The 21,488-nt window shown below is 70.5% G+C and carries 22 protein-coding genes and 1 tRNA gene; 13 read left to right on the top strand and 10 right to left on the bottom strand.

Annotated elements, in window-relative coordinates; all coding sequences use genetic code 11:
• Positions 1-141 precede the first annotated feature (141 nt).
• Together BLR02_RS13785 and BLR02_RS13780 are read left to right on the top strand one after the other, a co-directional pair.
• The gene (locus BLR02_RS13785) at positions 142-888 is read left to right on the top strand and encodes an SDR family NAD(P)-dependent oxidoreductase (protein WP_218127464.1); all 747 of its coding nucleotides are present in this window, start codon (positions 142-144) and stop codon (positions 886-888) included.
• Between the two features lie 161 nt (positions 889-1,049).
• Positions 1,050-1,970 carry an IclR family transcriptional regulator gene (locus BLR02_RS13780; RefSeq protein WP_245704770.1) on the top strand — a complete coding sequence of 307 codons (921 nt, stop codon included), beginning with the start codon at positions 1,050-1,052 and terminating at the stop codon, positions 1,968-1,970.
• A gap of 368 nt (positions 1,971-2,338) precedes the next feature.
• Here the strand turns inward: BLR02_RS13780 and BLR02_RS13775 are convergent, their stop codons facing one another.
• Entirely contained in the window at positions 2,339-3,601 is a 1,263-nt protein-coding gene (locus BLR02_RS13775; protein ID WP_090663628.1) for an aminopeptidase, read from the bottom strand.
• Between the two features lie 65 nt (positions 3,602-3,666).
• On the opposite strand from BLR02_RS13775, the gene BLR02_RS13770 reads away from it, so the two are divergent.
• From BLR02_RS13770 to BLR02_RS13755, 4 genes are all read left to right on the top strand, one after another.
• A complete protein-coding gene (locus tag BLR02_RS13770; protein ID WP_090565663.1) occupies positions 3,667-4,242 on the top strand; it encodes a DUF1349 domain-containing protein in 576 nt (191 codons plus the stop codon).
• 162 nt (positions 4,243-4,404) lie between these two features.
• Positions 4,405-5,697 (top strand): paraquat-inducible protein A, encoded by a 1,293-nt coding sequence (locus BLR02_RS13765; protein ID WP_143018129.1) that lies wholly within the window; start codon positions 4,405-4,407, stop codon positions 5,695-5,697.
• Positions 5,694-7,385, top strand: a complete 1,692-nt coding sequence (locus BLR02_RS13760; protein ID WP_090565660.1) for a PqiB family protein — start codon at positions 5,694-5,696, stop codon at positions 7,383-7,385. Before BLR02_RS13765 ends, BLR02_RS13760 begins: the two co-directional genes overlap by 4 nt.
• Entirely contained in the window at positions 7,382-7,939 is a 558-nt protein-coding gene (locus BLR02_RS13755) for a PqiC family protein (RefSeq protein WP_090663593.1), read from the top strand. Before BLR02_RS13760 ends, BLR02_RS13755 begins: the two co-directional genes overlap by 4 nt.
• A gap of 108 nt (positions 7,940-8,047) precedes the next feature.
• Here the strand turns inward: BLR02_RS13755 and BLR02_RS13750 are convergent, their stop codons facing one another.
• The 4 genes from BLR02_RS13750 to BLR02_RS13740 are packed head-to-tail and all read right to left on the bottom strand — an operon-like array spanning position 8,048 to position 11,354.
• Complete coding sequence (locus tag BLR02_RS13750) at positions 8,048-9,061, bottom strand: MFS transporter (protein ID WP_342670580.1); 1,014 nt, start codon at positions 9,059-9,061, stop codon at positions 8,048-8,050.
• Positions 9,055-9,342, bottom strand: coding sequence for a hypothetical protein (locus BLR02_RS30995; RefSeq protein WP_342670579.1), 288 nt, complete (start codon positions 9,340-9,342; stop codon positions 9,055-9,057). Before BLR02_RS30995 ends, BLR02_RS13750 begins: the two co-directional genes overlap by 7 nt.
• A gap of 10 nt (positions 9,343-9,352) precedes the next feature.
• Positions 9,353-9,943: a TetR/AcrR family transcriptional regulator gene (locus BLR02_RS13745; protein WP_218127943.1), complete on the bottom strand. Its 591-nt coding sequence runs from the start codon at positions 9,941-9,943 to the stop codon at positions 9,353-9,355.
• A 58-nt stretch (positions 9,944-10,001) separates the two neighbouring features.
• Positions 10,002-11,354 carry a hydrolase gene (locus BLR02_RS13740; protein ID WP_090663592.1) on the bottom strand — a complete coding sequence of 451 codons (1,353 nt, stop codon included), beginning with the start codon at positions 11,352-11,354 and terminating at the stop codon, positions 10,002-10,004.
• 514 nt (positions 11,355-11,868) lie between these two features.
• Here BLR02_RS13740 and BLR02_RS13735 point away from each other — a divergent pair.
• The 4 genes from BLR02_RS13735 to BLR02_RS13720 all read left to right on the top strand — a co-directional run bounded on the left by BLR02_RS13735 (position 11,869) and on the right by BLR02_RS13720 (position 15,430).
• Positions 11,869-12,087: a hypothetical protein gene (locus BLR02_RS13735; protein WP_090663591.1), complete on the top strand. Its 219-nt coding sequence runs from the start codon at positions 11,869-11,871 to the stop codon at positions 12,085-12,087.
• Entirely contained in the window at positions 12,084-13,232 is a 1,149-nt protein-coding gene (locus BLR02_RS13730) for an acyl-CoA dehydrogenase family protein (protein WP_090663590.1), read from the top strand. The genes BLR02_RS13735 and BLR02_RS13730 overlap by 4 nt, the downstream gene beginning before the upstream one ends.
• 103 nt (positions 13,233-13,335) lie before the next feature.
• Positions 13,336-14,313: a Bug family tripartite tricarboxylate transporter substrate binding protein gene (locus BLR02_RS13725; RefSeq protein WP_176849561.1), complete on the top strand. Its 978-nt coding sequence runs from the start codon at positions 13,336-13,338 to the stop codon at positions 14,311-14,313.
• 13 nt (positions 14,314-14,326) lie between these two features.
• Positions 14,327-15,430, top strand: a complete 1,104-nt coding sequence (locus tag BLR02_RS13720) for an LLM class flavin-dependent oxidoreductase (protein ID WP_090663588.1) — start codon at positions 14,327-14,329, stop codon at positions 15,428-15,430.
• A 22-nt stretch (positions 15,431-15,452) separates the two neighbouring features.
• Here BLR02_RS13720 and BLR02_RS13715 read toward each other — a convergent pair whose 3' ends face one another.
• Positions 15,453-15,683 (bottom strand): hypothetical protein, encoded by a 231-nt coding sequence (locus BLR02_RS13715; protein WP_090663587.1) that lies wholly within the window; start codon positions 15,681-15,683, stop codon positions 15,453-15,455.
• A 590-nt stretch (positions 15,684-16,273) separates the two neighbouring features.
• Here BLR02_RS13715 and BLR02_RS13710 point away from each other — a divergent pair.
• Complete coding sequence (locus BLR02_RS13710; RefSeq protein ID WP_245704769.1) at positions 16,274-17,011, top strand: CBS domain-containing protein; 738 nt, start codon at positions 16,274-16,276, stop codon at positions 17,009-17,011.
• A 185-nt stretch (positions 17,012-17,196) separates the two neighbouring features.
• Here the strand turns inward: BLR02_RS13710 and BLR02_RS13705 are convergent, their stop codons facing one another.
• From BLR02_RS13705 to BLR02_RS29485, 4 genes are all read right to left on the bottom strand, one after another.
• Positions 17,197-18,348: an MFS transporter gene (locus BLR02_RS13705; RefSeq protein ID WP_218127942.1), complete on the bottom strand. Its 1,152-nt coding sequence runs from the start codon at positions 18,346-18,348 to the stop codon at positions 17,197-17,199.
• 395 nt (positions 18,349-18,743) lie between these two features.
• A tRNA-Glu gene (locus BLR02_RS13700) sits at positions 18,744-18,819 on the bottom strand.
• 44 nt (positions 18,820-18,863) lie between these two features.
• Complete coding sequence (locus BLR02_RS13695) at positions 18,864-19,043, bottom strand: DUF2256 domain-containing protein (protein WP_090565638.1); 180 nt, start codon at positions 19,041-19,043, stop codon at positions 18,864-18,866.
• The gene (locus BLR02_RS29485; RefSeq protein WP_245704768.1) at positions 19,040-19,312 is read right to left on the bottom strand and encodes a DUF6476 family protein; all 273 of its coding nucleotides are present in this window, start codon (positions 19,310-19,312) and stop codon (positions 19,040-19,042) included. Before BLR02_RS29485 ends, BLR02_RS13695 begins: the two co-directional genes overlap by 4 nt.
• Here BLR02_RS29485 and BLR02_RS13685 point away from each other — a divergent pair.
• A complete protein-coding gene (locus BLR02_RS13685) occupies positions 19,299-20,315 on the top strand; it encodes an RluA family pseudouridine synthase (protein ID WP_090663585.1) in 1,017 nt (338 codons plus the stop codon). The two genes, BLR02_RS29485 and BLR02_RS13685, sit on opposite strands and share 14 nt — an antisense overlap.
• Before the next feature lie 240 nt (positions 20,316-20,555).
• Positions 20,556-21,437, top strand: coding sequence for an RNA polymerase sigma factor RpoH (rpoH, locus tag BLR02_RS13680; protein WP_176849560.1), 882 nt, complete (start codon positions 20,556-20,558; stop codon positions 21,435-21,437).
• The last annotated feature ends 51 nt before the right edge of the window (positions 21,438-21,488 follow it).

The raw sequence follows: 21,488 nt of genomic DNA, 5'->3' as shown, positions 1-21,488 counted from the left end.
GCTTCAAGCGCCCTGCCGCGCGGGACAGGCATCCGCCGAGGGCGTTCGGGCGGTGACGCCCATCACATCGGCCGGCATGCCTCGGCAGCTGGCTGCAACAACGGGAGGTCGGCAGTCGTGGGGGAGAAGTCAGGGGGCAGGTTGGCCGGCAAGGTCGCCTTCATCACCGGCGCAGGGACCGGCATCGGCCGGAGCACGGCCGAGCTGTTCGCACGGGAGGGCGCCAGGGTGGTGATCGCGGAGATCGATGCGCCGAGCGGAGAGGGCACGGCGCACCGCATCCAGGCGGCAGGCGGCGACGCCATCGCGATCACGACCGATGTGGGTGAGCCCAGCAGCATCGAGGCGGCGATCCGGCAGGCGGTGCAGCACTACGGCAGGCTGGACGTGCTCCACAACAATGCAGGCGGCTCGACAAGCGTCGATGCCGACGTCACCCAGGTTCCGATCGAGGAATTCTGGCGCGCCATCCGGCTCGATCTCTTCGGCACCTTCCTGGGCTGCCGGTTCGGCATTCCCGAGATCATCCGATCCGGCGGTGGCTCGGTGATCAACATGGCGTCGGTGGTGGCGCTGATGGGGTTTCCCGGACGCGACTGCTACACGGCCGCGAAGGGCGGCGTCGCGGCCCTCACGCGCTCGCTGGCGGTCGAGTTCGGGCCGCAACGCGTGCGGGTGAACGCCATTGCGCCGACGGTGACCTTGACCGAACGGGTGCGCGGCCTCCTCGCCGGCAGCGCCGCCATGCAGGCGCTGAGCGCCACGCATCTCCTCGGCCTCGGCGAGCCGGCCGACATGGCGCATGCGGCGCTCTACCTGGCCTCCGACGAATCCCGCATCACCACCGGCGTGATCCTGCCGGTCGATAGCGGCCTGGTGACGGTGTGAGGCGGCGATGGATACGGTGACCAGGCTCGGCTGCTTCGGTCCGGATCCGTGGGTGCGGTGGCGACGATGCCCGGCGTGCCGGTACGGGCGATAAAGCAGGCGGAAGGGTCTGGCGCCTCGCATCGAGCCACCGCCTGGCTGCCAGCGGCATCACCGGACTCATGCAGCTGATGGAAGGCTGGGCCGGTACAGGGATCGGTGGCCACGCAGCGGCCCAGGGTAGCGGTCTTGGGTGGAAGCCGTGGCAATTGACCCTATTGAAAAGCCTTATCCGAAAGCCTGAAGCCAATCCCATGTACGACGAGTCCGATACCTCGAGGACATCGCAGAAGGATGTTGGTGCGGTCTTCAATGCCGTCCAGATCCTGGCCAGCCTCGCCGCCTCCACGAAGCCGATGGGGGTCGCCGCCGTCGCACGGGCCAGCGGGGTGAGCACCAGCACATGCTTCAACATCCTGCGTACCCTCACTCGTGCGCGGTACGTGGCGTTCCATCATGTGGAGAAGACCTACTCGCTCGGGCTGGCCATTGCCGAATTGGCCGCAGGCCTGATCGGCACCAGCCCCACTGCACTGATCCGGCCTGAGATGGAACGGTTGGCCATAAAGCATGGCATGCTCGTCCTGCTCTGGCGCATCACCGAGGATGACCACGTCATCCTGGTGGACCGCGCGCACAGCCAAAGCGCCATCCGCGTGGAAATCAGCGTCGGGTTCCGCATGCCCGCCTTCGCCGGGGCAGTTGGCCGGAGCATCGCCGCAGCGATGGATTTGCCAACCGCCGAACTGTCCCGGCGGTTCAAGACGCTGCGTTGGCAATCCAACCCAGGCTTCGACACCTATCGGTCGGAGGTAGTTGCTGCGCGGGATCGCGGCTGGGCAACGGACAACAACAATCTGTACAGCGGCATCATCAGCGTTGGGACAGTCGTCAGCGATGCGGACGGCATACCGCGATTTGGCCTGAGCGGCGTCTGCATAGCCGGGCAGTACCAGGAGCAAGCGGTCCAGAGCTTTGGACAGGACTTGCTTGAGGTCGCCAGGATTGCCGGCAGGGCGCTCTATCCAAAACCTAAACCATGATGCGAATTCAGCATCTGTTTCCATGAGGGTTGGCATGCAGGAAATCGTGGAACTTGCTGCCAACCCGCCGCATAGCCGGTCAGGGCCTCAGGCAAGACAGGCCGCCCTCGGCATAGGCCGAGGAGCGCATTCCCGGTTGATGGCGGCGGCCCCTCCGTAGCGACTACGGAAAGCGCCGCACATCGCGGATGAGTTGCTGCCGGGCACAGGCGCCACCACCATCCTGCAGCAGAGTGGCTCGCTCGACGAGCTCAAGAAGGCGGTCGCCACGTAAGCGCTGAACGCCGAGATGGACCTATCACCTCGACGGCCAAGAAAATCCACTATTGCGCAGTCATGCCGACGGCAAGCCGAAGCGGCGCCGGCTCCTACTTTACCCACTCGCCGGCGCGCATCAGTGGCTCGGCAATCCCGGTCGCGTCGATGCCGTCCACATCCGTTTCGGCCGAGCCGATCATCCAATCGACATGGATGAGGCTGCGGTTGGCCCCGGCCGCGTCCAGCGCCGCCGCATCCAGGTTCTGGTCGAGGAAGCATTTGGAATAGGCCTGGCCGAGGGCGATATGGCTCGCCGCATTCTCGTCGAAGAGGGTGTTGAAGAAGAGCAGGCCGCTCCGCGAGATGGGGTTGGAATTCGGCACCAGCGCCACCTCGCCCAGCATGCGGGCGCCTTCGTCGGTGCCGATCATCCGTTCGAGCACCGCCTGGCCGGTGCTGGCCTGCGCCTCGGTGATGCGGCCGGCCTCGAAGCGCACGCGGATGTCGCGGATCAGCGTGCCCTGGTAGGAGAGCGGCTTGGTGGCTGAGACGACGCCCTCGGTCACCGTCCGGTGCGGGGTGGTGAAGACCTCCTCGGTCGGGATGTTCGGGTTGCCGGTGATGCCGTTCTTGGCGGTGGAGAGGCCACCCATCCAGGCATGGCCATCGGCGAGGCCGACCGTGAGGTCGGTGCCCGGCCCGCGGAAGCGCAGCGCGGCATAGCGCCGCGCGTTCAGCATGGTCCGCTTCTCCATCAGCCGAGCGTTGTGCGCGGCCCAGGCGCCGACCGGATCCGCCTCGTCGACGCGGGATGCGGCGAAGATGGCGTCCCAGAGCCGGGCGAGGGCAGCCTCCGCCGGCAGGTCCGGGAAGACGGTGACGGCCCAGGCCGGGGTCGCGCTGGCGACGAGCGACCAGTTGATCGCCGTCGCGGTGATCAGCTCCAACGCCGGGCGATAGGCGATGGAGCGGGCGCGATTGGCCCGGGCCACCCGCTCGGCATCCTCGCCGGCCAGCAGGGTCGGGTTGTCGCCGACAATCGCCAGCCGGGCGGCGCCGCGGCGGAAGGCCTCGGCCATGCCGTCGAACAGCCAGCCGGGCGCGGTGTCGAAGCTGTCCTCGGAGGCATGGCGGTAGCGGGCCAGCGCCATCTCGTCATCGCCGAGGATGGTGGTGACGAGCGAGGCCCCGGCGCGGTAGGCCTGCTCGGTGATGCGGCGGGCGAGCGGCAGCGCCTCGACCGGCGCCGTCATCACCAGCTCCTGCCCCGGGGCCAGGTTCAGCCCGACCCGCACCGCGAGCTCCGCCAGCCGGTCGAGGCGCTGGGCATGTGTCGGGGATTGCGGGGAAAGGCTGGTCTGATGCGTATCCATCATCATGGTCCTGAACGGGAGGGCGACTATCCCGAGGCCCGGGACGGGCGGCAAGGGGAGGGCGGATGTTCGCGCAAGGCAGCTGGCTGAACGAGCCCGCCGAATGGTGGTTCGAGGGCGAGGCCCTGCATGTCGTCACCGACCGGGGGACGGATTTCTGGCGGGAGACGCATTACGGCTTCACCCGCGACAGCGGCCATTGCCTCGGCCTCGCCACCGCGGGGGATTTCACCGCGGAACTGCGGGTGCAGGCCGAGTACCGGGCGCTCTATGACCAGGCCGGGATCATGCTGCGGCTGGATGCGGAGCGCTGGCTGAGGGCGGGGATCGAGCTCTCCGATGGCCAGGCGATGCTGGGCAGCGTGCTGACCCTCGGCCGGTCGGACTGGGCGACCGGCCCCTATGCCGGCGACCCGGGCGACCTCCGGCTGCGGCTGACGGTGGCGGCGGGGGTGCTGCGGCTGCAGGCCTCGGCGGATGGGTGGCGCTGGGGCTTGGTTCGGCTGGCACCCTTTCCCCGGGCCGCGTGCTATACGGTCGGGCCGATGTGTTGTACGCCGGAACGAGCCGGGCTTGTGGTACGCTTTTCCGAGTTCCGGCTCGGGCCGCCCTTGGGCCGGGACCTGCACGACCTCACCTGAGCGGCTGCGGTCGCAAAGGGTAACCAAGAGGTTCAGTCCCGGGCGCCCGCGCAACTCCTGCGGGTTCGAACCGTTCCCGCGCCCGATCCTCTTGCTCAGGCTGCCCCGAATGCGTGTTCGATCCCACCCCCGATCCTGCCCCGCCCGGGCGCGAACCGCGCGGTGAGCCTGGTCGTCAGCGCCATGGGGGCTGCCGACGCGCCACCCGGCCGTGACCTCCGGGAATGCGAGGGTTGCGGCCGCCTGGTCCGGCTCGGCCCGCTGGAGCGGCGCGAGGAGGCACGCTGCCCGCGCTGCCAGACGGTGCTGCGGCGCCATGCGCCGGCCTCGCTCGACGCGCCCCTGGCCCTCGGGCTCGCCGGGCTGGTGCTCTACGCGGTGACGATGACCATGCCCTTCCTCGGCCTGCAATTGCTCGGCCAGGTGCGGTCCAGCCATGTCGAGACCGGTGCCTTCTCCTTCCTGCAGGACGGGTTCGGGGTGCTCTCCATCCTGGTGATCCTCACCCTGGTCGCGGTGCCGCTGGCACGCCTGCTGCTGCTGGTCGGGGTGCTGCTCGGCCTGCGGCTGGAGGCGCCGCCCCGCCGCCTCTACCTCGCCTTTCGCTGGCATGAGCGGCTTGGCCCTTGGGCGATGCTGGAGGTCTTTCTCTTCGGCGTGCTGGTCTCCTACACGCGCCTGGCGGATCTGGCGCAGGTCGAGATCGGCCCAGCCGCTTATGGGCTGGCAGCGTTGGCGCTGGCCCAGGTGGCGCTCAACGCCCAGCTCGATCCCGACCGGGTCTGGGAAGCGCTGGAGGCGCGCGGCGCCACCGCCACGCCGGCCGAGGCGCCGCTGCCGGCCGCGCCGCTGATCGGCTGCGGCTGCTGCCGGCTGGTCGCCCCGGCGGAGCCGGGCAGCAGCTGCCGGCGCTGCGAGGCGGTACTGCACCCACGCAAGCCGAACAGCGTGGCGCGGAGCTGGGCGCTGATCCTCGCCGCGGTGGTGCTCTACATACCGGCCAATGCCTTCCCGGTGATGGATATCGTCACCTTCGGCCATGGCGGGCCGCACACGATCCTGGGCGGCGCCTGGGAATTTGTCGAGAGCGGCTTCTGGCCGCTGGCGCTCGTCGTCTTCCTCGCCAGCGTCGCGGTGCCGCTGCTGAAGCTCATCGGCCTCGCCACCATGCTGATCGGCATCCATCGCCGCTCCGCGTCGCAGCTCGTCACGCGGACGCGGCTCTACCGCATTGTCGAGGCGATCGGCCGCTGGTCGATGATCGACATCTTCGTCGTCTCGGTGCTGATCGCGCTGGTGCGCTTCGGCAACCTCGCCTCGATCAGTGCCGGGCTCGGCGCCGCCTGCTTCGCCGCCGTGGTGGTGCTGACCATCTTCGCCGCCGAGGCCTTCGACCCACGCCTGATGTGGGACGCCGCGGAGGAGCGGGAGGCCATGGCGGAGCGCAAGGCGTGAGCGGTACCCAGGAACAACCGGCCGAGGCGGAGCGCCGCCTGCGCCGCCGCCGCATCTCGCCCATCTGGCTGGTGCCGGTGGTCGCGCTGCTGATCGCCGGCTATCTCGGCTGGCGGACCTATGTCGATCGCGGGCCCCTCGTCACCGTCACCTTCCGCGATGCGGGGGGGCTGACCGCCGGGCAGACCCAGGTGCGCTACAAGGCGGTACAGGTCGGCACGGTCGAGACGATCGAGCTCTCCGACGACCTGCAGCAGGTCCAGGTGCGGCTGCGCATGAACAAGTCGGTGCAGGGCCGGCTGACCGAGGGCGCCCGCTTCTGGGTGGTGCGGCCGCGGCTGACGGCCGGCAATGTCTCCGGCCTCGAGACCATCGTCTCCGGCGCCTATATCGAATTCGACCCGGGCGGGGAGGGGGCCAGCGAACGCGATTTCGCCGGGCTCGAGAATCCGCCCGGCGTGCGCTCGGACGAGCCGGGGCGGGTCTTCACCCTGCTGGCGCAGCGCGTCGGCTCGCTCGACCGTGGGTCGCCCGTCTTCTTCCGCGACGTGACGGTGGGGGAGATCCTCGATATCGATCCGCCCGGGCTCGACGGCAATGTCACCATCCATGCCTTCATCCGCTCCCCCTTCGACGGCTATCTACGGGAGGGGTCCCGCTTCTGGAACATCTCCGGCATCAATGCACGCTTCGGTGGAGGCGGGCTGAAGCTGGAGCTCGAGAGCCTGCGTGCCCTGCTCGCCGGCGGCGTCGCCTTCGACACGCCGCCCGAGCTGCGTGACGAGCCGCCGGCACCGGATGTCACCCGCTTCCAGCTCTATGACGACCTTGAGGCCGCAGTCTCCGCCACGACCAAGGACCGCCTGGTCTTCCTGCTCTACTTCAACGAATCGGTGCGGGGGATCGAGGTGGGCACCCCGGTCGAGATGCGCGGCCTGCGCATCGGCAGCGTGCTCGAACGGACGCTGGAGTATGACCTGGCGAGCGATACCTTCCGCGTGCCCGTGCGTATCGCCATCGAGCCGGACCGCATCGCCTATCCCTCCGGCAAGGCGGGGCGGACGCAGGAGGATGTGCTGACCTATGCCCGGCGGATGGTCGGCAACGGGCTCCGCGGCCGCCTGCAGACGGTCAGCTACGTCACCGGACAGGTGGTGATCGCCTTCGACTTCGTCCCCGACGCCCCGCCGGCCGAGGTGGTGCTGCAGGGCGAGGAGATCGTCATGCCGACCATGAGCGCGGACAGCGTGCTGGCCAGTGTCAGCTCCGTCGCCGCCCAGCTGCAATCGATCCCCTTCGACGAGATCGGCCGCAACCTGAACGACACCCTGGCCTCGGTGAGCGGCCTCGCCGGAAGCCCGGAATTGCGGGGTGCGGTGCAAGGGCTGTCCGGGGTGCTGGACCAGGCCCAGGGGCTGCTGCGGCGGGCCGATGAGGGGCTGGCGCCGCTGCTGCGGCGGCTGCCCGGCATCGCCAGCAACCTCGACCAGGCGGTGGGCCGCGCCTCCAGCGCCATGGCCTCGATCGAGCGGGGCTATGGAGCGCAGAGCGAGATCAACCGCCAGGTGGCGCGGGTGCTGGCCCAGGCCAGCGATGCCGCGCGTTCCGTCCGGTTGCTGGCCGACCTGCTCGACCGGCATCCGGAGGCGCTGATCCGCGGCCGCACCGACCGGGGGAATGCGCCATGATTGATCGCCGCATGCTGCTCGCCGGGCTGGTGCTCGCCGGTTGCGCCTCGGCCGAGCCCGAACTGTACCGGATGGTCGCAGTGCCAGGGGCGGCACGCTCCGGCGCGCCCGGGCTGATCGAGCTGCGCCGCGTCGGCGTCCCGGCCTATCTCGACCGGTCGCAGATCATCCGCGCCGTCGCGGATTCGCGGCTCGTGACGCTCGGTGCCCGCTGGGGCGAGCCCTTCAGCGACATGCTGACCCGCGTCCTGGCCGAGGACCTGATGCTGCGCCTGCCGGGCACCACCGTCTTCACCGAGACCGGGGCGCTGCGTGGCGAGGCGGGCCTGATCCTCGAGACCGAGATCCAGCGCTTCGAAGCGGGGCCGGGCCCGGCTGTCACCCTCCTGGCCCAGCTTGCCCTGCGCCCGCCGGGCGGGGCGACGCGGGCCGCGCGCGTGCTGCGCTTCGAGACGCCGCTGGCCGAGCCCGGGCTGCCGGCTCTCGTCCAGGCGATGAGCGCGACGCTTGGCCAGCTGGCCGATGCCGTCGCCGCGCTTGCCGCTGGGCGCTGAGGGCCGTCCCGCAACACGGCTGGGCGCCCATGACGAGGATACGCCCGTGAAGCACGAGGAAGGCCCTGGGCGGCGACGTCGCCGCCTGCTTGACCGCACGCTGCCTGGTCAGGCCGTGGCCGGGATGGCGGCGGTGGGCCGTGCCGGCCGCGCCGCCAGCGCCAGCAGCGCGGCGATGAGGCAGGCGGCGCCGGCGATGAAGAAGGCCGGCAGGTAGCTCGCCAGTGCATCCCGGCTCATCCCGGCGCCGAGCGCGGCGATGGCGGCGCCGAGCTGGTGCGCGGTGAAGATCCAGCCGAAGACCAGCGGCGCCCGCTCCCGCCCGAAGGCCTGGCCGGCGAGCTTCACCGTGGGCGGGACGGTCGCAATCCAGTCGAGCCCGTAGAAGACGGCGAAGATCGACAGGCCGTAGAGGGAGAAGGTGCTGAAGGGCAGCACGAGCAGCGAGAGGCCGCGCAGGCCGTAGTACCAGAAGAGCAGCCGGCGGTTGTCGTAGCGGTCCGACAGCCAGCCGGAGGCGATGGTGCCGGCGAAGTCGAAGATGCCCATCATGGCGAGCACCGAGGCCGCCTCGACCTCCGCCATGCCGAAATCGGAGCAGAGCGGGATGAAGTGCGTCTGGATCAGCCCGTTGGTGGAGAGGCCGCAGATCAGGAAGGTGGCGAAGAGGATCCAGAAGACGCGGCTCTGCGCGCTCTCGGCCAGGGCGGCGAAGGCGTTGCGCACCGCATTGCCGGCCGGCGCGGCGGGACGCGGGGCGATCGTCGCCGCGGTGTCGCCATAGGCATTCAGCCCAAGCTCCGCCGGGTGGTCGCGGCCGAACAGCCACATCAGCAGCCCGGCGAGGAGGCAGGCGCCGAGGCCCGGCAGCATCGCCGCCCGCCAGCCCTCATGCTGCGCCAGCCAGGCGGCGAGCGGCAGGAAGGCGAGCTGCCCGGTGGCATTGGCCGCCGTCAGCATGCCGAGCACCAAGCCACGCCGCTGGACGAACCAGCGGTTGGCGACCGTCGCGCCGAGCACCAGCGCTGTCATGCCCGTCCCAAGCCCGGTCAGCACGCCCCAACTGAGCCAGAGCTGCCAGGGCGCCGTCATCCGCATCGACAGCAGGCAGCCGATCAGCACCAGGGAGAGCGCGACGACGATGTACGGCGCAGCCCGTAGCGCTGCAGCAGGGCGGCGGCGAAGGGCGCCATCAGCCCGAAGAGCAGCAGGCGCAGCGCCAGCGCGCCGGAGATGGTGGCGGTCTCCCAGCCCGTCTCGCGCTGCAGGGGCAGCAGCAGCGCGCCGAGGATGCCCATGGCGCCGGCCGAGGCGAGGGAGACGAGGAAGGTCAGCGCCACCATCACCCATCCATAATGGATGCCGCGGCGGGCGAGGGCGGGCGCGAGTTGGTTGGCGAGCATCGATGGTCCCTCAGGCGCCGCCGGCATCACCGGCGGACAGGTGGCTGCGCCCGGCCGCGAGGATGCGGTCGGAGAGCTCGGGGTCATCCACGGCACGCGCCAGGATCAGCGCGCCGACGAGGGTGGAGAGGCTGGCGAGCGCCGCCGGCTCGGCCGCCTTCGGCTCCAGCGGCAGCGCGGCGGCCAGGCGCCCGGCCATGCGGCGCAGGGCGGCGGTGAAGGTGCTGCGGACGGCGCTGCCCTCGCGGGCCGCTTCCGGCCCGATCGCGGCCAGGGCGCAGCCGGTGCCGGGCCGGTCCCGGTGCGCGGGCGAGAGGTATTGCGCGGCGAAGCGGCCGATCCCGCCGCCGGGTGGCAGCCTGTCCGCCTGGACGGCGTCGCTGGCCGCCATCGCTTCGGCCAGCGCCTCGGCGACCAGCCGCTCCTTCGAGCCGAACTGGCTGTAGAGGCTGCCATGAGTGAAGCCGGCGGCGCGGGCCAGGGCATCGACGCCCGAGCCCGCGATGCCGGCCTCGCGGATCATCCGTGCCGTCTCGGCCAGGAGCCTGGCCCTGTTCTCCGCCACCTGTGCCTTGCTGACCCGCATATCCACCTCCTCCACGGAGAATAGATAGCGGTCGCCATCAAAAGCAAGTCCCCCGGCATGCGCCGGGGTGCGGCTACCAGGTCAGCTCGGCCACCGCGATGCGTCCCTCGGCGGCGGGCCAGGCGCGGGCGACGAGGCGCTCCTCGTTGAACAGGGCGGGGATGGGCCGGCCGAGCTCGCCCGCCGGCAGCCGCAGCGTCGCCGTCGCGGCGCGGGCGATGCCCTGCGGCACGTCGCCCGGCACCCGGCCGTCGAGCAGGATGGCGTCGCGCGGCAGGCAGAAATAGCCGCGCGGCCGGGTGAAGAGCAGCACGCCGCCGGCCGCGCGATCCGCCTCGGTCAGCGGCCGGGCGGGGCGGAGATGCAGGACGGAGGAGGAGCGCGGGAAGGGCGAGCGGTAGATATGGGTGACCGGATGCTCCGGCGCCGCCACCACCAGCTCGAGCGTCCAGCCCGGCTCGACGGTGACCGGCCCCCAGCGTCCGTCGGCCCCGGTGGTGCGGCGGTGCAGCGCCTCGCCGATGCGGGCGCCCGTCTCCGGGTCGGTGCGGAAGACCTCGACCACGGCGCCCTCGACCGGGCGGTTGGTCTGCACGCCGCCGGGCGTGCCGGTGACGAGCCCGTCCAGCACCGGCCGCGCCTCCGGCAGCACGGCAATGCGGGCGGGGGCGCGGCCGGCGATGAAGCGCGCCATCTCGGCGAAGGCGCGGGCATGGTAGGCGGTCTCGCGGTGGTCGAGGCCGGGCAGCACCAGATTCGTCGCGCCGCGCAACTCGGGCCCGTCGACATCGGTGCCCGTCGGCCGGTCCGGCGTCGTCGGCGACCAGATGGCGCGGGGCTGGGCGTAGAGGTCGTTGCCGTCGCTGCGGAGGGTGAGGAAGGCGGTCTCCGCCACCACGTCGCTTGGCCCGGCATTCAGCCGGCTAAGGAAAGGACCGCGGCCGTTGAACTCGTTCCCGGCGCGCTCCGGCCAGTCATGGACGCCGCGATTCGGCGTGCCGCAGAGCACCGCATGCGAGACCTGCGAGGCGCCACCCTGATGGACGGTGAAATCGCGGATCGGGTTGCCGCCACGGCTGTTGCCGGCCAGCGCGATGCGCGTGGCGCCGGTCTCGGCGCGGAATGTGCGGACGAATTCAGCGAGGCGCTCGGTCTGTTCCAGGCTGCTGCTGCGGCGGGGCTGCGCCACGGCATCGTCGTCGCGCGCCAGCGGGTCGGGGAAGTTCACCGCCCGCAGCCGCTCGCGCGGCCAGCCGTTGGACTCGAAGCGCCAGAGCGTCGTCTGCCACAGGGCCGCATGGTCACCGTTGCCGTGCAGGAAGAGCACCGGCGTCGGCGCCTCAGGGGCCTGGGCGCGGACGATGCCGGCGAGGAAGGGCAGGGCAAGGCCGGGCAGGGCGAGGGCGGTGCGGCGGGGAATCGTCATGGCGGCAGCCTGCCATGGCCGGCACCGCGGCCCCAGGGTTGCGGCGGGCGCGCAACGGCAGGCTCCCATCCATTCATCGGCCGGGCGCCGGGCCAGGGCGCCTATATACGCGATGAAGTGGTGGAAAGTGCAGCTACCGCATGGGCCGTGGATGCGTGGCCGGGCCGGAGTGAGGGTCGATGAAGCCCATAAACCACTGAATTCATAAGGTTCGTGGATCATGCGCGCGCTGACGTGAATAGGCTCGTGGCAAATCGTGATTTCTCAGGTTGACGAATAACCGTCATTGATCGTTCAATCCGTCCGTGGCCGGGGCATTCCGCCCTGACCCCGCGGATTTTGAACGATGCAGCTTGCACCGCGATACCAAGCGCTAAAGCACCACCCCTCCGGCCCGAAGGCCCGCATGGCCCTTCGCTGTCGCGGGATGCGCTGTCGGCGCTGAGCGCCCGCCCACCGCCACCCCCATCAGCCATCCCGTTCGGCGTGCCCCGGCATGCCGGGAGCCATAGCCATGCATACGTCACGCCCCATCGAGGTGGGGGGACGCTTCCTCGGCGTCGCCGTCGCCCATGCCGCCGCCTGGCGCTTCATCGCCACGGACCCCGCCGTCGAGGATATCGACGGCGCCACCTTCCCGAGCCCGGCCGAGGCCGAGCGCGTCGCCGGGCTCGTCGTCGGCCGCAACAGCGGCCCGGGCCCGCGCCGCATCCCGCAAAGGGCCAACCGATGACCGCACAGCCCAACCCGCTCGCCGGCCTCGGGGCCCTGCTGCCCGCCATCGCCGCGGCGGCGGCCCGGCACGACCGGGAGGCGAGCTTCCCCCATGACAGCCTCGCCGCCCTGCGCGAGGCGGGGCTGCTCGGCCTCACCGTCCCGGCCGCGCTCGGCGGCGGGGGAGGGGGGCTGCGCCTCGCCGCCGAAGCCGTCGCGCAGGTCGGTGCGGCCTGCCCGGCGACGGCGCTCGTCCTCGCCATGCAGTACCTGAAGCATGCCGCCCTGGCCCGCAGCCCGGACTGGCCCGAGGCCCTCCGCCGGCGGCTGCAGCGCGAGGCGGTGACCGAGGGCGCGCTGGTCAATGCCCTCCGCGTCGAGCCGGAGCTCGGCTCGCCGACGCGCGGCGGGCTGCCGGCGACCGTCGCGCGGCGCACCGCCACGGGCTGGGCGCTGACCGGCCGCAAGCGCTACGCGACCGGCGCCCCCGGCCTCCGCTGGATGGAGGTCTTCGCCCGCACCGATGAGGAGGCGCCGCGGGTCGGCAGCTTCCTCGTCCCGGCCGATGCGCCGGGCATCACCATCCTCGAGACCTGGAACCATCTCGGCCTGCGCGCCTCGGGCAGCCATGACGTGGTGTTCGAGGCGGTGGAGATCCCGGCCGAGCATGCCATCGGCCTCGCCCCGCCCGGCCGCGCGGCGCCCGATGCGGTGCAGATGCTCTGGAACGCGGTGCTGGTGCCCGCGGTCTATACCGGCGTCGCCCAGGCCGCGCGGGGCTGGATCATCGGCTTCGTGCAGGAGCGGGCGCCGGGCAGCCTCGGCGCGCCGCTCGCCACGCTGCCCCGCGTGCAGGAGGCGGTCGGCCGCATCGAGGGCCTGCTCGCCGCCAATGCCCGCATCACCGAGGCGCTGGCCGCCACCGCCGATGCCGGCCTGCCGCCCTCGGCCACGGAGGCCGGGGCGCTCAAGGTGGTGCTGACGGAGAATGCCGTCCGCGCCGTCGAGGAGGCGACGCTGCTCGCCGGCAACCATGCGCATGACCGGGCCCTGCCGCTCGAGCGGCACTGGCGCGACGTGCAATGCGCCCGGATGCACGCGCCGGCCGCCGATGCGGCGCATCTCGCCGCCGGCCGCGCGGCGCTCGCGGGGGCGCTGGCGTGACCAGCCTCGCCTTCCGGTTTCTGCTCGCCCTTTCCATCGCGCTCGGCGCCCTGGCGATGACCGATCTCGCCCGCCCGCCCGCGCTGCTCCAGGAGTTGTCCCGATGATCTCCCGCCGCCTGCTGCTGGGCGCCGGCCTTGCCGCGCCCTTCGTCGCCACGCCCTTCCTCGGCCGGTCCGAGGCCTCCACCCATGGCTTTCCCGAACGGACCGTGCGCTATGTCTGCCCCTTCCCGCCGGGCGCCACCAACGACAACGTCTCCCGCACCATGAGCCGCGCGCTCGGCCCGCGGCTCGGCGTCACCGTCCTCGTCGAGAACAAGGCCGGGGCGGGCGGCGCCGTCGGCAGCCGCATGGTCGCCGAGGCGAAGCCGGACGGGCACACGCTGCTGAATGCCTCCGCCGGCAACCTCACCATCGCGCCGCATTTGTCGAATGTCGGCTACGACCCGCTGCGGGACCTGGCACCGGTCGCGCTGGCCGGGGATGCCTATAGCGTCGTCGCGGTGAACCCGGCGCTGCCGGTCCACAGCGTGGCGGAGCTGATCGATTTCGGCCGCCGCCGGCCCGGCGTCCTGAACTATGCCTCGGCCGGCATCGGCTCGGCCGGGCATCTGCGCGGCGCGCTGCTGGCCGACGAGGCCCGGTTCGAGGCGGTGCATGTGCCCTTCCCGGGCAGCGCCGCGGCGGCGACCAGCGTGGTCGCCGGCGACTGCCACCTGGTGATCGACCCGATCGCCATGCCGCATGTGCAGGAGGGGCGGCTGCGCGCCCTGGCGACGGTCGGGCCGGATCGCTGGGATGCCTTCCCTGACCTGCCGAACCTCGCCGAGCTCGGCATCGGCCGGGCCTGGCCGGGCGGCACCTGGTTCGGCCTCTTCGCACCGGGCACGACGCCGGCGCCGGTGATCGCCCGCCTGAACCGCGATTTCAATGATAGCCTCGCCGAGCCCGAGGTCGCCGCCGCGCTGCGCCGCTTCGGCCTGAAGCCGGAGGCGGTCTCGCCCGAGGAACTCGGCCGCCGCGTCGCCGCCGACCATGCCGCCATCGGCCGCGCGCTGCGCCGGCTCAACATCGCCTGAAGGAGCAGCCAGGATGACGCATCCGCTCGAATTCATCGGCATGATCGCCCACCGGGCACAGTCCGAGATCCATCCGCCCGAGGGGCCGGTGGTCGATCCCGGCTATATCCAGCGCTTCGCGCAGGCGCATGAGGCGGCGGGCTTCGACCGCATCCTCGTCGCCTGGGGCAGCAGCTCGCCGGATGCGCTGCTGGTCGCCAGCCATGCCGCGGCGGGGACCAGCCGCATCGGCTTCATGGTGGCGCACCGGCCGGGCTTCATCGCGCCGACGCTGGCCGCCCGGCAATTCGCCACCTTCGACCAGCTCACCGGCGGGCGCGCCGCCATCCATGTCATCAGCGGCGGCAGCCCGGTGGAGCAGAAGAAGGATGGCGACTGGCTCGACCATGGCCAGCGCTATGCCCGGTCCGAGGAATATGTCGCGCTGCTGAAGCGGCTCTGGACCGAGGACCGGCCCTTCGACCACGAGGGGGCCTTCTACCGCTTCGAGGGCGGCTTCTCCGAGGTGAAGCCGCTGCAGCAGCCGCATATCCCAGTCTTCTTCGGCGGCTCCTCCGATGTGGCGATCGACATCGCCGGGCGCATCGCCGATGTCTATGCCTTCTGGGGCGAGACGCTGGACCAGGCGCGGGAGACGATCGCGCGCGTCCGCGCCAGCGTGGCGAAGGCGGGGCGGGACCCCGGCGCGATCCGCTTCAGCATGTCCTTCCGCCCGGTGCTGGCGGGGACGGAGGAGGCTGCCTGGGCGCGGGCCGATGCCATTATCGCCCGCATCCGCGAGCTGCGGGCCGGGGCGGTTGGCAGCGGCGGGCCGAAGCCGGAGAGCGTCGGCTCGCGGCGGCTGCTGGATGCGGCGGCGGGCGGCCGGGTGCGGGACAAGCGGCTCTGGACCGAGGTCGCAGCCGCGGTCGGGGCGGGCGCCAACACCACCGGCCTCGTCGGCACGGCGGAGCAGGTGGCGGATACGCTGGCCGACTACCATGCGCTCGGCGTCAGCACCTTCCTCATCCGCGGCTTCGATCCGCTCGAGGATGCGACCACCTACGGGCGGGACCTGCTGCCGGCGACCCGCGCCGCCATCGCGGCGCGGGGTGGGCTGGCGGCGGCGGCCGAGTAGCGCGCCGCCGCCGGGGCCGGTCTCAGCGCGTCCCGGCGCGGCCCGGCTGGTTGCCGCTGCCGACGCCGCCGGCGCCGCCCGGCTGCAGCGGGGTCGGAACGCCGCCGCCCGTCGCGCCGCTGTTCACCGAACCGGTGGGGGAGGCGGCCGAGGGCGCCATCGGCTCCCCAGGCGAGGTCGAGCGGCGCGGGCCGGAGTTGCAGGCGGCCACCAGAAGGACCAGCGCGAGGGTCCCGGCAAGCTTCATCGTCATTGTTCTGGTTCCTTTTGTAACAGAACTCGCAACGACGAAACCGGCGCCTGAGTTCCCGCTGGCGCTTCAGGATGGCCCCTTGGCTTGGCGACGTCGCCGGGGCGCGGGCTCCGATCCTCAGCCCGGCGGCCATCTCCTTAGGTATCTAATGGCAGGAGATCGCCGGCCGAGCGGCTGAAGGTCTCGCAGGCGGCCGGGCTGCCATGGTGCGCCACCACGACCGACGCCGTCTGGGTGCAGCCCAACCTTCCCGTCGGGGCATGCCGGGCGTGGCGATGCATAGTGGGCGTCCATGCGCAGCTGCGGGCGGATGATGCGATCACGGCCAGTCTGGCCACCGCGGTCGAGGCGGTGCGCGACAGCTCGTCCTGGGCCACTGGCTCGAAGGCGCTACCGGCGATGGACGAAGGCTGGAAGCCATCCGGCAACACCCGTCACGGCGGCCCAGAGGCCCCGGTACATAGGCCAGTCAACGATAAGGCCTTGGGGAACACGGCCTCACCCTCGGGGCAATATGGCATTCGGACAAGCGATGGCCGATCCGGAATGGCCCGGCCACCGCCTCAAGTTGATGCTGGAATCCCGCCACGGTGAAGGAGCATGCTTCCTGGCACAAGAAAAAGGAGGACGCCATGACCTCACTTCGTGCCCGAGACGTAATGACGAGGGAGGTGGCGACAGTGCAGCCCGAGACGCCGGTTGCCGCTATCGCACGTATGTTCGCCGATCGGGGCATCTCGGCTGTATCGGTTACTGATGCGGCCGGCGCCCTGCTTGGCATCGTCACTGAATCGGATTTGATCCGCCGTCTGGCCGATGAGGATGAGCAACCGTCCGGGTGGCTTTCGCGGTTGTTCGACCATTCGGTCGCCAGGGCCGACCGCTATGCACGGAGCCACGGCATCAAGGCGAGCGAGATAATGACCGAGCGGGTGATCACGGCAAGCCCTGGGGACAGCGCCGCGCATGTTGCCCGCCTCATGGAGAACCATCGGATCCGCCGGGTGCCCATCACCGAGGATGGGAAGCTGCTCGGCGTTGTCACCCGCTCCGATCTTGTCCGCACTCTGGTGTCGCGGGAGGAGCCCCAGGCCGACAATCTCACCGACGAGCAAATCCACCGTGCCGTGATGGCTGCGATGCAGCGCGAGCCCTGGGCCGACACGATCCACACTGCAATCCATGTCCAGGACGGGGTGGTGGAATTCTATGGCTTCACTCGCTCGGAGGCGGTCAGCCGCGCCCTCTACGTGCTCGCCGAGAATGTGCCAGGGGTGAAGCGTGTCGTGGACCGCACCAGCCATCGGATCAGGTGGGAGCCAGCGTGATCGAATGCGAGACGCCTCCTGGCATGAGCGGGCATGGCAGCCGCTGGCGTGCATGCCATGGGGGAACCCAGCGCGCAGCTTGGACCCGTCGATATGCATCGGCGGAGGTTCTCACCCCTGGCCGGAAGCCCCGGCAATTCGGCACGCCCCGTCCATTTCGAGGCGGCTGCCATGTTTGTCGCCATCTAAAGCCGAGCAGCAGGACGGCTGCATATCGGGACCAACGCCATCAGGCCCGCCAGCAGCCAAAAGGCGATCGACAGGCTGGTTGCATGGGAGACGAAGCCGATCGCGGCTGGACCGGCCAGGACTCCCGCATATCCGATTGTCGTGACAGCGGCCACGGCCAGACCTGCCGGCATTGCCGTCTGCCGTCCGGCCTGGCTGAAAAGCACGGGCACGATGTTCGCCGTGCCAAGCCCAATGAGGATGAAGCCTACAAGTGCCGCCATCCCCTGGGCGGCAAGAAGCAGGACGAACCCGGCAACGGTCAGCAGGCCGCCCCAGAGGAGCGTCCGTCGATTGCCTACAGCCTGCACGGCCCGATCCCCTGTCAGCCGACCTGCCGTCATCGCAATGGAAAACAGCGTGTAGCCAAGCCCGCCCTGGGTCGGCTCGACTAAGTCCCGATCGAGCAGGAACAATGCGCTCCAATCGAGGATGGCGCCTTCGACGAGGAAGCTGATGGCAGCCAGGGCTGCCAACAGGAGCACAATGCCACGCGGGGCAACGAGGGCCGGAGGTTTGCCCCCCTGAACCTGTAACAGGCGCGGCCAGGCCACGAGGATAGCGGCCAGACCCAGGCCACTGCCGCAAACCGCGCCGGTCAGCGGCGAAACCTCGCGGGACAAAAGCCAGGTCATGCCGCCCGCTCCCGCGAAACCGCCCAGGCTGAACATCGCGTGGAACCCCGACATGAGCGGCCTCCTGGCAGCCTTCTCGACTTCGACAGCATGAACATTCATCGCCACGTCGATGGCGCCGAGCGAGGCGCCAAAGACAAGCAACGCCGCGGCGAGCAGGAGTGGATCCGTGACGACGGCCAGGGCGGGTAGGACCGAAACCAGCCCGAAGCCTCCGGCCAGGATCATCGGCTTGCCTCCGACCTGGGCGCTAACCCAACCGGTCAGGGGCATGGCGATGATCGAGCCTATCCCGATGCAAAGGAGCAGAAGTCCCAACTCACCATCGGTGACTCCCAGATTGGCCTTGGCAAAGGGCACCATGGGCGCCCAACAGGCCATGATGAAACCCGCGGCAAAGAACGACAGGCGGGTTGCAAGGCGCGTTCTCGCCGTATCCGCGCTGGAAGCCATCTGGGGTTCCGACAGGAGCATGGATGGAGTTCGGTCGTCAGCCATGCCCCTCCAAGCGGAAGCGGGCTGCTCCCGTTCCGGATCCAGTCAGGTGTTTTCAGCGCATAGGCTTCGACGCAGGAAGCGAGGCGCCATTCCTCGCGCCCGGTGCGACGCGGTCAGGCCATCACAGAAGGCAAGCCGACGCGACACCCTCGCGTCATGCAGGCGCCGGAGAACACCGCTAACTCGTGCTTGCCTTGGCGCCGGCGACCATCAGCGGCATTTTTTGCCGCAACGAAGCCGCACCCGCTCCTGGCAGCCCTGCCTCGGCGGGTTTGGACATCACGGGTTCGCGGAAATCCGCCAAGGAAGATGAAGCTTGCCGCAACCTTCAACACAGCTGGACTGATGCGACTGTCTGGCGAAACGCCCGGTGGCGTCCCCTAGGGGATTCGAACCCCTGTTACCGCCGTGAGAGGGCGGTGTCCTAGGCCTCTAGACGAAGGGGACAAGGCCGGTGGAGGCGCGCCTTCTACCCGTGGATGGCGCCGGGATCAAGCGCCCTTCCGGCGTTTTTCATCGGCGATCTTCGCGGCCATGTACCGGCCGCTCCGGCAGGCTTCGGAACAGAAGCGCACCTGCTCCCAGTCGCGGGCCCATTTCCGCCGCCAGGCGAAGGCCCGGCCGCAGGCGGCGCAGGTCTTCTCCGGCAGGGGCGCCCTCCCACCCTTCATCGGCCGAGGCGGATCTCGCCGGTGACGCGGCCGCGCTTCGGGTCCACCACCAGGACCCGGTCGCCATCCGGCCGCTGGACCCAGACGCCGATTCCACTCTCGCTCGCCGAGACTCCGCCGATCCGCGCCCCCTCCGGCTGCTCGAGCGCGGCCTGCCAGGCCGCGCCCCCGTCGCCACCCGCCCGCTGGACGAGCAGCGCAACCAGGGTCACGGTGCCGCCGACGATCAGCACCCCCATTGCGACGACCAGGACCTTGAGCGCACCCACAGACCATCTCCCTTCCGCCGCCGAGACCTTCACGGTCACCGCCGGGCCGGATTCCGCCGGCACCCGTGCCGATCGCTTCCTGGCGGAAGCGATAGGTTCGCTCTCGCGCTCCCGCGTCAAGGCGTTGATCATCGCCGGCGCCGTCACCAGGGACGGCCAGCCTCTCCGTGATGCCTCGGAGGGGGTGCGGGCGGGCAGCACCTATGCCCTCGCCGTTCCCGCCGCCGTGGAGGCAGCCCCGCTGCCCCAGGACATCCCGCTGACCATCCTGTTCGAGGACCGCGACCTCATCGTGCTGGACAAGCCGGCCGGCCTCGTCGTCCACCCCGCACCCGGCAACCAGGACGGCACGCTGGTGAACGCGCTCCTCGCCCATGCGGGTGACGACCTGCCCGGAATCGGCGGCGAGAAGCGGCCCGGCATCGTCCACCGGCTGGACAAGGACACCTCGGGCGTCATGGTCGTCGCCAAGACCGAGCGCGCCCTCCGCACGTTGTCGGAAACCTTCGCCAACCGCGACCTCGACCGGGAGTACCTCGCCCTGGTCTGGGGCGTGCCGCAGCCGCCGGCCGACGAGATCGAGGGCGATATCGGCCGCCACCCCATGGACCGGAAGCGCATGGCCGTCGTCACCCGCAACGGGAAGCATGCCCTGACCCGCTACCGGACCGAGCGGGCCTGGGGCGCCGCCTGTGCCCTGCTGCGTTGCCGGCTGGCAACCGGGCGGACCCACCAGATCCGGGTCCACCTGGCCGAGCGCGGGCATCCCCTGGTCGGCGACCCGGTCTATCTGCGCCGGACGCCGGCGGCGGCGAAGCTCCTCGCCGAGCCGGCGCGCTCCGCCCTGCTCGCCTTCCCACGTCAGGCGCTGCATGCCGCGAGCCTCGGCTTCCGCCATCCGGTGACGGGAGAGGCCTTGCAGTTCAGCGTGCCGCCACCCCCGGATCTGGCCGGATTGCTGGAGCAATTGCCGGCCTCCTCAACGGCCGGCAACGCCAGGTAACGGGGAGTAACCAAGCCAGCGGGTCGGTTTTTTGTTGCACCGCGGCACCACTTCCGCTAAAAAATGCCACGGCAGCGTTCCCCGGGTGCCAAAACCCCATATCGCAGCTTTGCTCGCCTCGTCGTGACCGGGGCAGGCGCGGTCGGGTGGGCTCGGAGGACGTTCAACTGCCAGATTCGTCGCTGGCCCCGGCACCGCCGTCACGGGGTTGCCCGCCAGCGCAGGAGGCAGATATCCATTATGGCTTCCAGCTCTGTTATCCCCATCGCCCCCGAGGGCAATCTCTCCCGCTATCTCCAGGAGATTCGGAAATTTCCGATGCTGGCTCCGGAGGAGGAGTTGGCGCTCGCCAAGCGTTGGAAGGAGAACGGCGATGAGCGGGCTGCCCACAAGCTCGTCACCAGCCATCTGCGCCTCGTCGCCAAGATCGCCATGGGCTATCGCGGCTACGGCCTGCCGGTCGGCGAGCTGATCTCCGAAGGCAATGTCGGCATGATGCAGGCGGTGAAGCGGTTCGACCCGGACCGTGGCTTTCGCCTCGCCACCTATGCCATGTGGTGGATTCGCGCCGCCATCCAAGAATACATCCTGCACAGCTGGTCGCTCGTGAAGATGGGCACGACCGCTGCGCAGAAGAAGCTGTTCTTCAACCTCCGCCGGCTGAAGGGCCAGATGGCGGCGTTGGAGGATGGCGACCTGAAGCCGGAGCAGGTCGAGAAGATCGCCCGCGTGCTCCAGGTGCCGGAGCAGGACGTGGTGTCGATGAACCGCCGCCTCGCCTCGCCCGACCACAGCCTGAACGCTCCCGTCCGCGCCGACAGCGAGGGCGAGTGGCAGGATTGGCTGGTGGACGATCAGGAGACGCAGGAGAGCGAGCTCGCCGACCGCGAGGACATCGGCAACCGCCGCATGCTGCTGGGTGAGGCGCTGAAGACGCTCAATGAGCGCGAGCGCCACATCCTCATCGAGCGCCGGCTGAAGGATGAGCCGACCACGCTCGAGGAGCTGTCGCAGCAGTACAACATCAGCCGCGAGCGCGTGCGGCAGATCGAGGTTCGTGCCTTCGAGAAGCTGCAGAAGAGCATGAAGACGCAGATCATCGAGCGGCGGCTGGCGGTCTGATCATAGCCCCGCGCGATCACCGATATTGCGACTGATGATTGGCGCCGCCCC

Origin of the sequence: Belnapia rosea (assembly GCF_900101615.1) — a bacterium.
In the GTDB taxonomy this organism is placed as follows: Bacteria; Pseudomonadota; Alphaproteobacteria; order Acetobacterales; family Acetobacteraceae; genus Belnapia; species Belnapia rosea.
The sequence above is the reverse complement of the archived record's forward strand: the minus strand, read 5'-3'. Positions and strand labels throughout refer to the sequence as shown.

What these genes read in the sequence shown, in the direction of transcription:
- BLR02_RS13770 (WP_090565663.1), top strand. Translation starts at nt 3,667, where the DNA reads ATGTTCGCGCAAGGCAGCTGGCTGAACGAGCCCGCCGAATGGTGGTTC.
- rpoH (WP_176849560.1), top strand. Translation starts at nt 20,556, where the DNA reads ATGGCTTCCAGCTCTGTTATCCCCATCGCCCCCGAGGGCAATCTCTCC.
- BLR02_RS13695 (WP_090565638.1), bottom strand. Translation starts at nt 19,043, where the DNA reads ATGAAGGGTGGGAGGGCGCCCCTGCCGGAGAAGACCTGCGCCGCCTGC.
- BLR02_RS13740 (WP_090663592.1), bottom strand. Translation starts at nt 11,354, where the DNA reads ATGACGATTCCCCGCCGCACCGCCCTCGCCCTGCCCGGCCTTGCCCTG.
- BLR02_RS30995 (WP_342670579.1), bottom strand. Translation starts at nt 9,342, where the DNA reads ATGCTCGCCAACCAACTCGCGCCCGCCCTCGCCCGCCGCGGCATCCAT.
- BLR02_RS13730 (WP_090663590.1), top strand. Translation starts at nt 12,084, where the DNA reads ATGACCGCACAGCCCAACCCGCTCGCCGGCCTCGGGGCCCTGCTGCCC.
- BLR02_RS13735 (WP_090663591.1), top strand. Translation starts at nt 11,869, where the DNA reads ATGCATACGTCACGCCCCATCGAGGTGGGGGGACGCTTCCTCGGCGTC.
- BLR02_RS13780 (WP_245704770.1), top strand. Translation starts at nt 1,050, where the DNA reads ATGCAGCTGATGGAAGGCTGGGCCGGTACAGGGATCGGTGGCCACGCA.
- BLR02_RS13720 (WP_090663588.1), top strand. Translation starts at nt 14,327, where the DNA reads ATGACGCATCCGCTCGAATTCATCGGCATGATCGCCCACCGGGCACAG.
- BLR02_RS13705 (WP_218127942.1), bottom strand. Translation starts at nt 18,348, where the DNA reads ATGCTCCTGTCGGAACCCCAGATGGCTTCCAGCGCGGATACGGCGAGA.
- BLR02_RS13755 (WP_090663593.1), top strand. Translation starts at nt 7,382, where the DNA reads ATGATTGATCGCCGCATGCTGCTCGCCGGGCTGGTGCTCGCCGGTTGC.
- BLR02_RS13715 (WP_090663587.1), bottom strand. Translation starts at nt 15,683, where the DNA reads ATGACGATGAAGCTTGCCGGGACCCTCGCGCTGGTCCTTCTGGTGGCC.
- BLR02_RS13725 (WP_176849561.1), top strand. Translation starts at nt 13,336, where the DNA reads ATGATCTCCCGCCGCCTGCTGCTGGGCGCCGGCCTTGCCGCGCCCTTC.
- BLR02_RS13775 (WP_090663628.1), bottom strand. Translation starts at nt 3,601, where the DNA reads ATGGATACGCATCAGACCAGCCTTTCCCCGCAATCCCCGACACATGCC.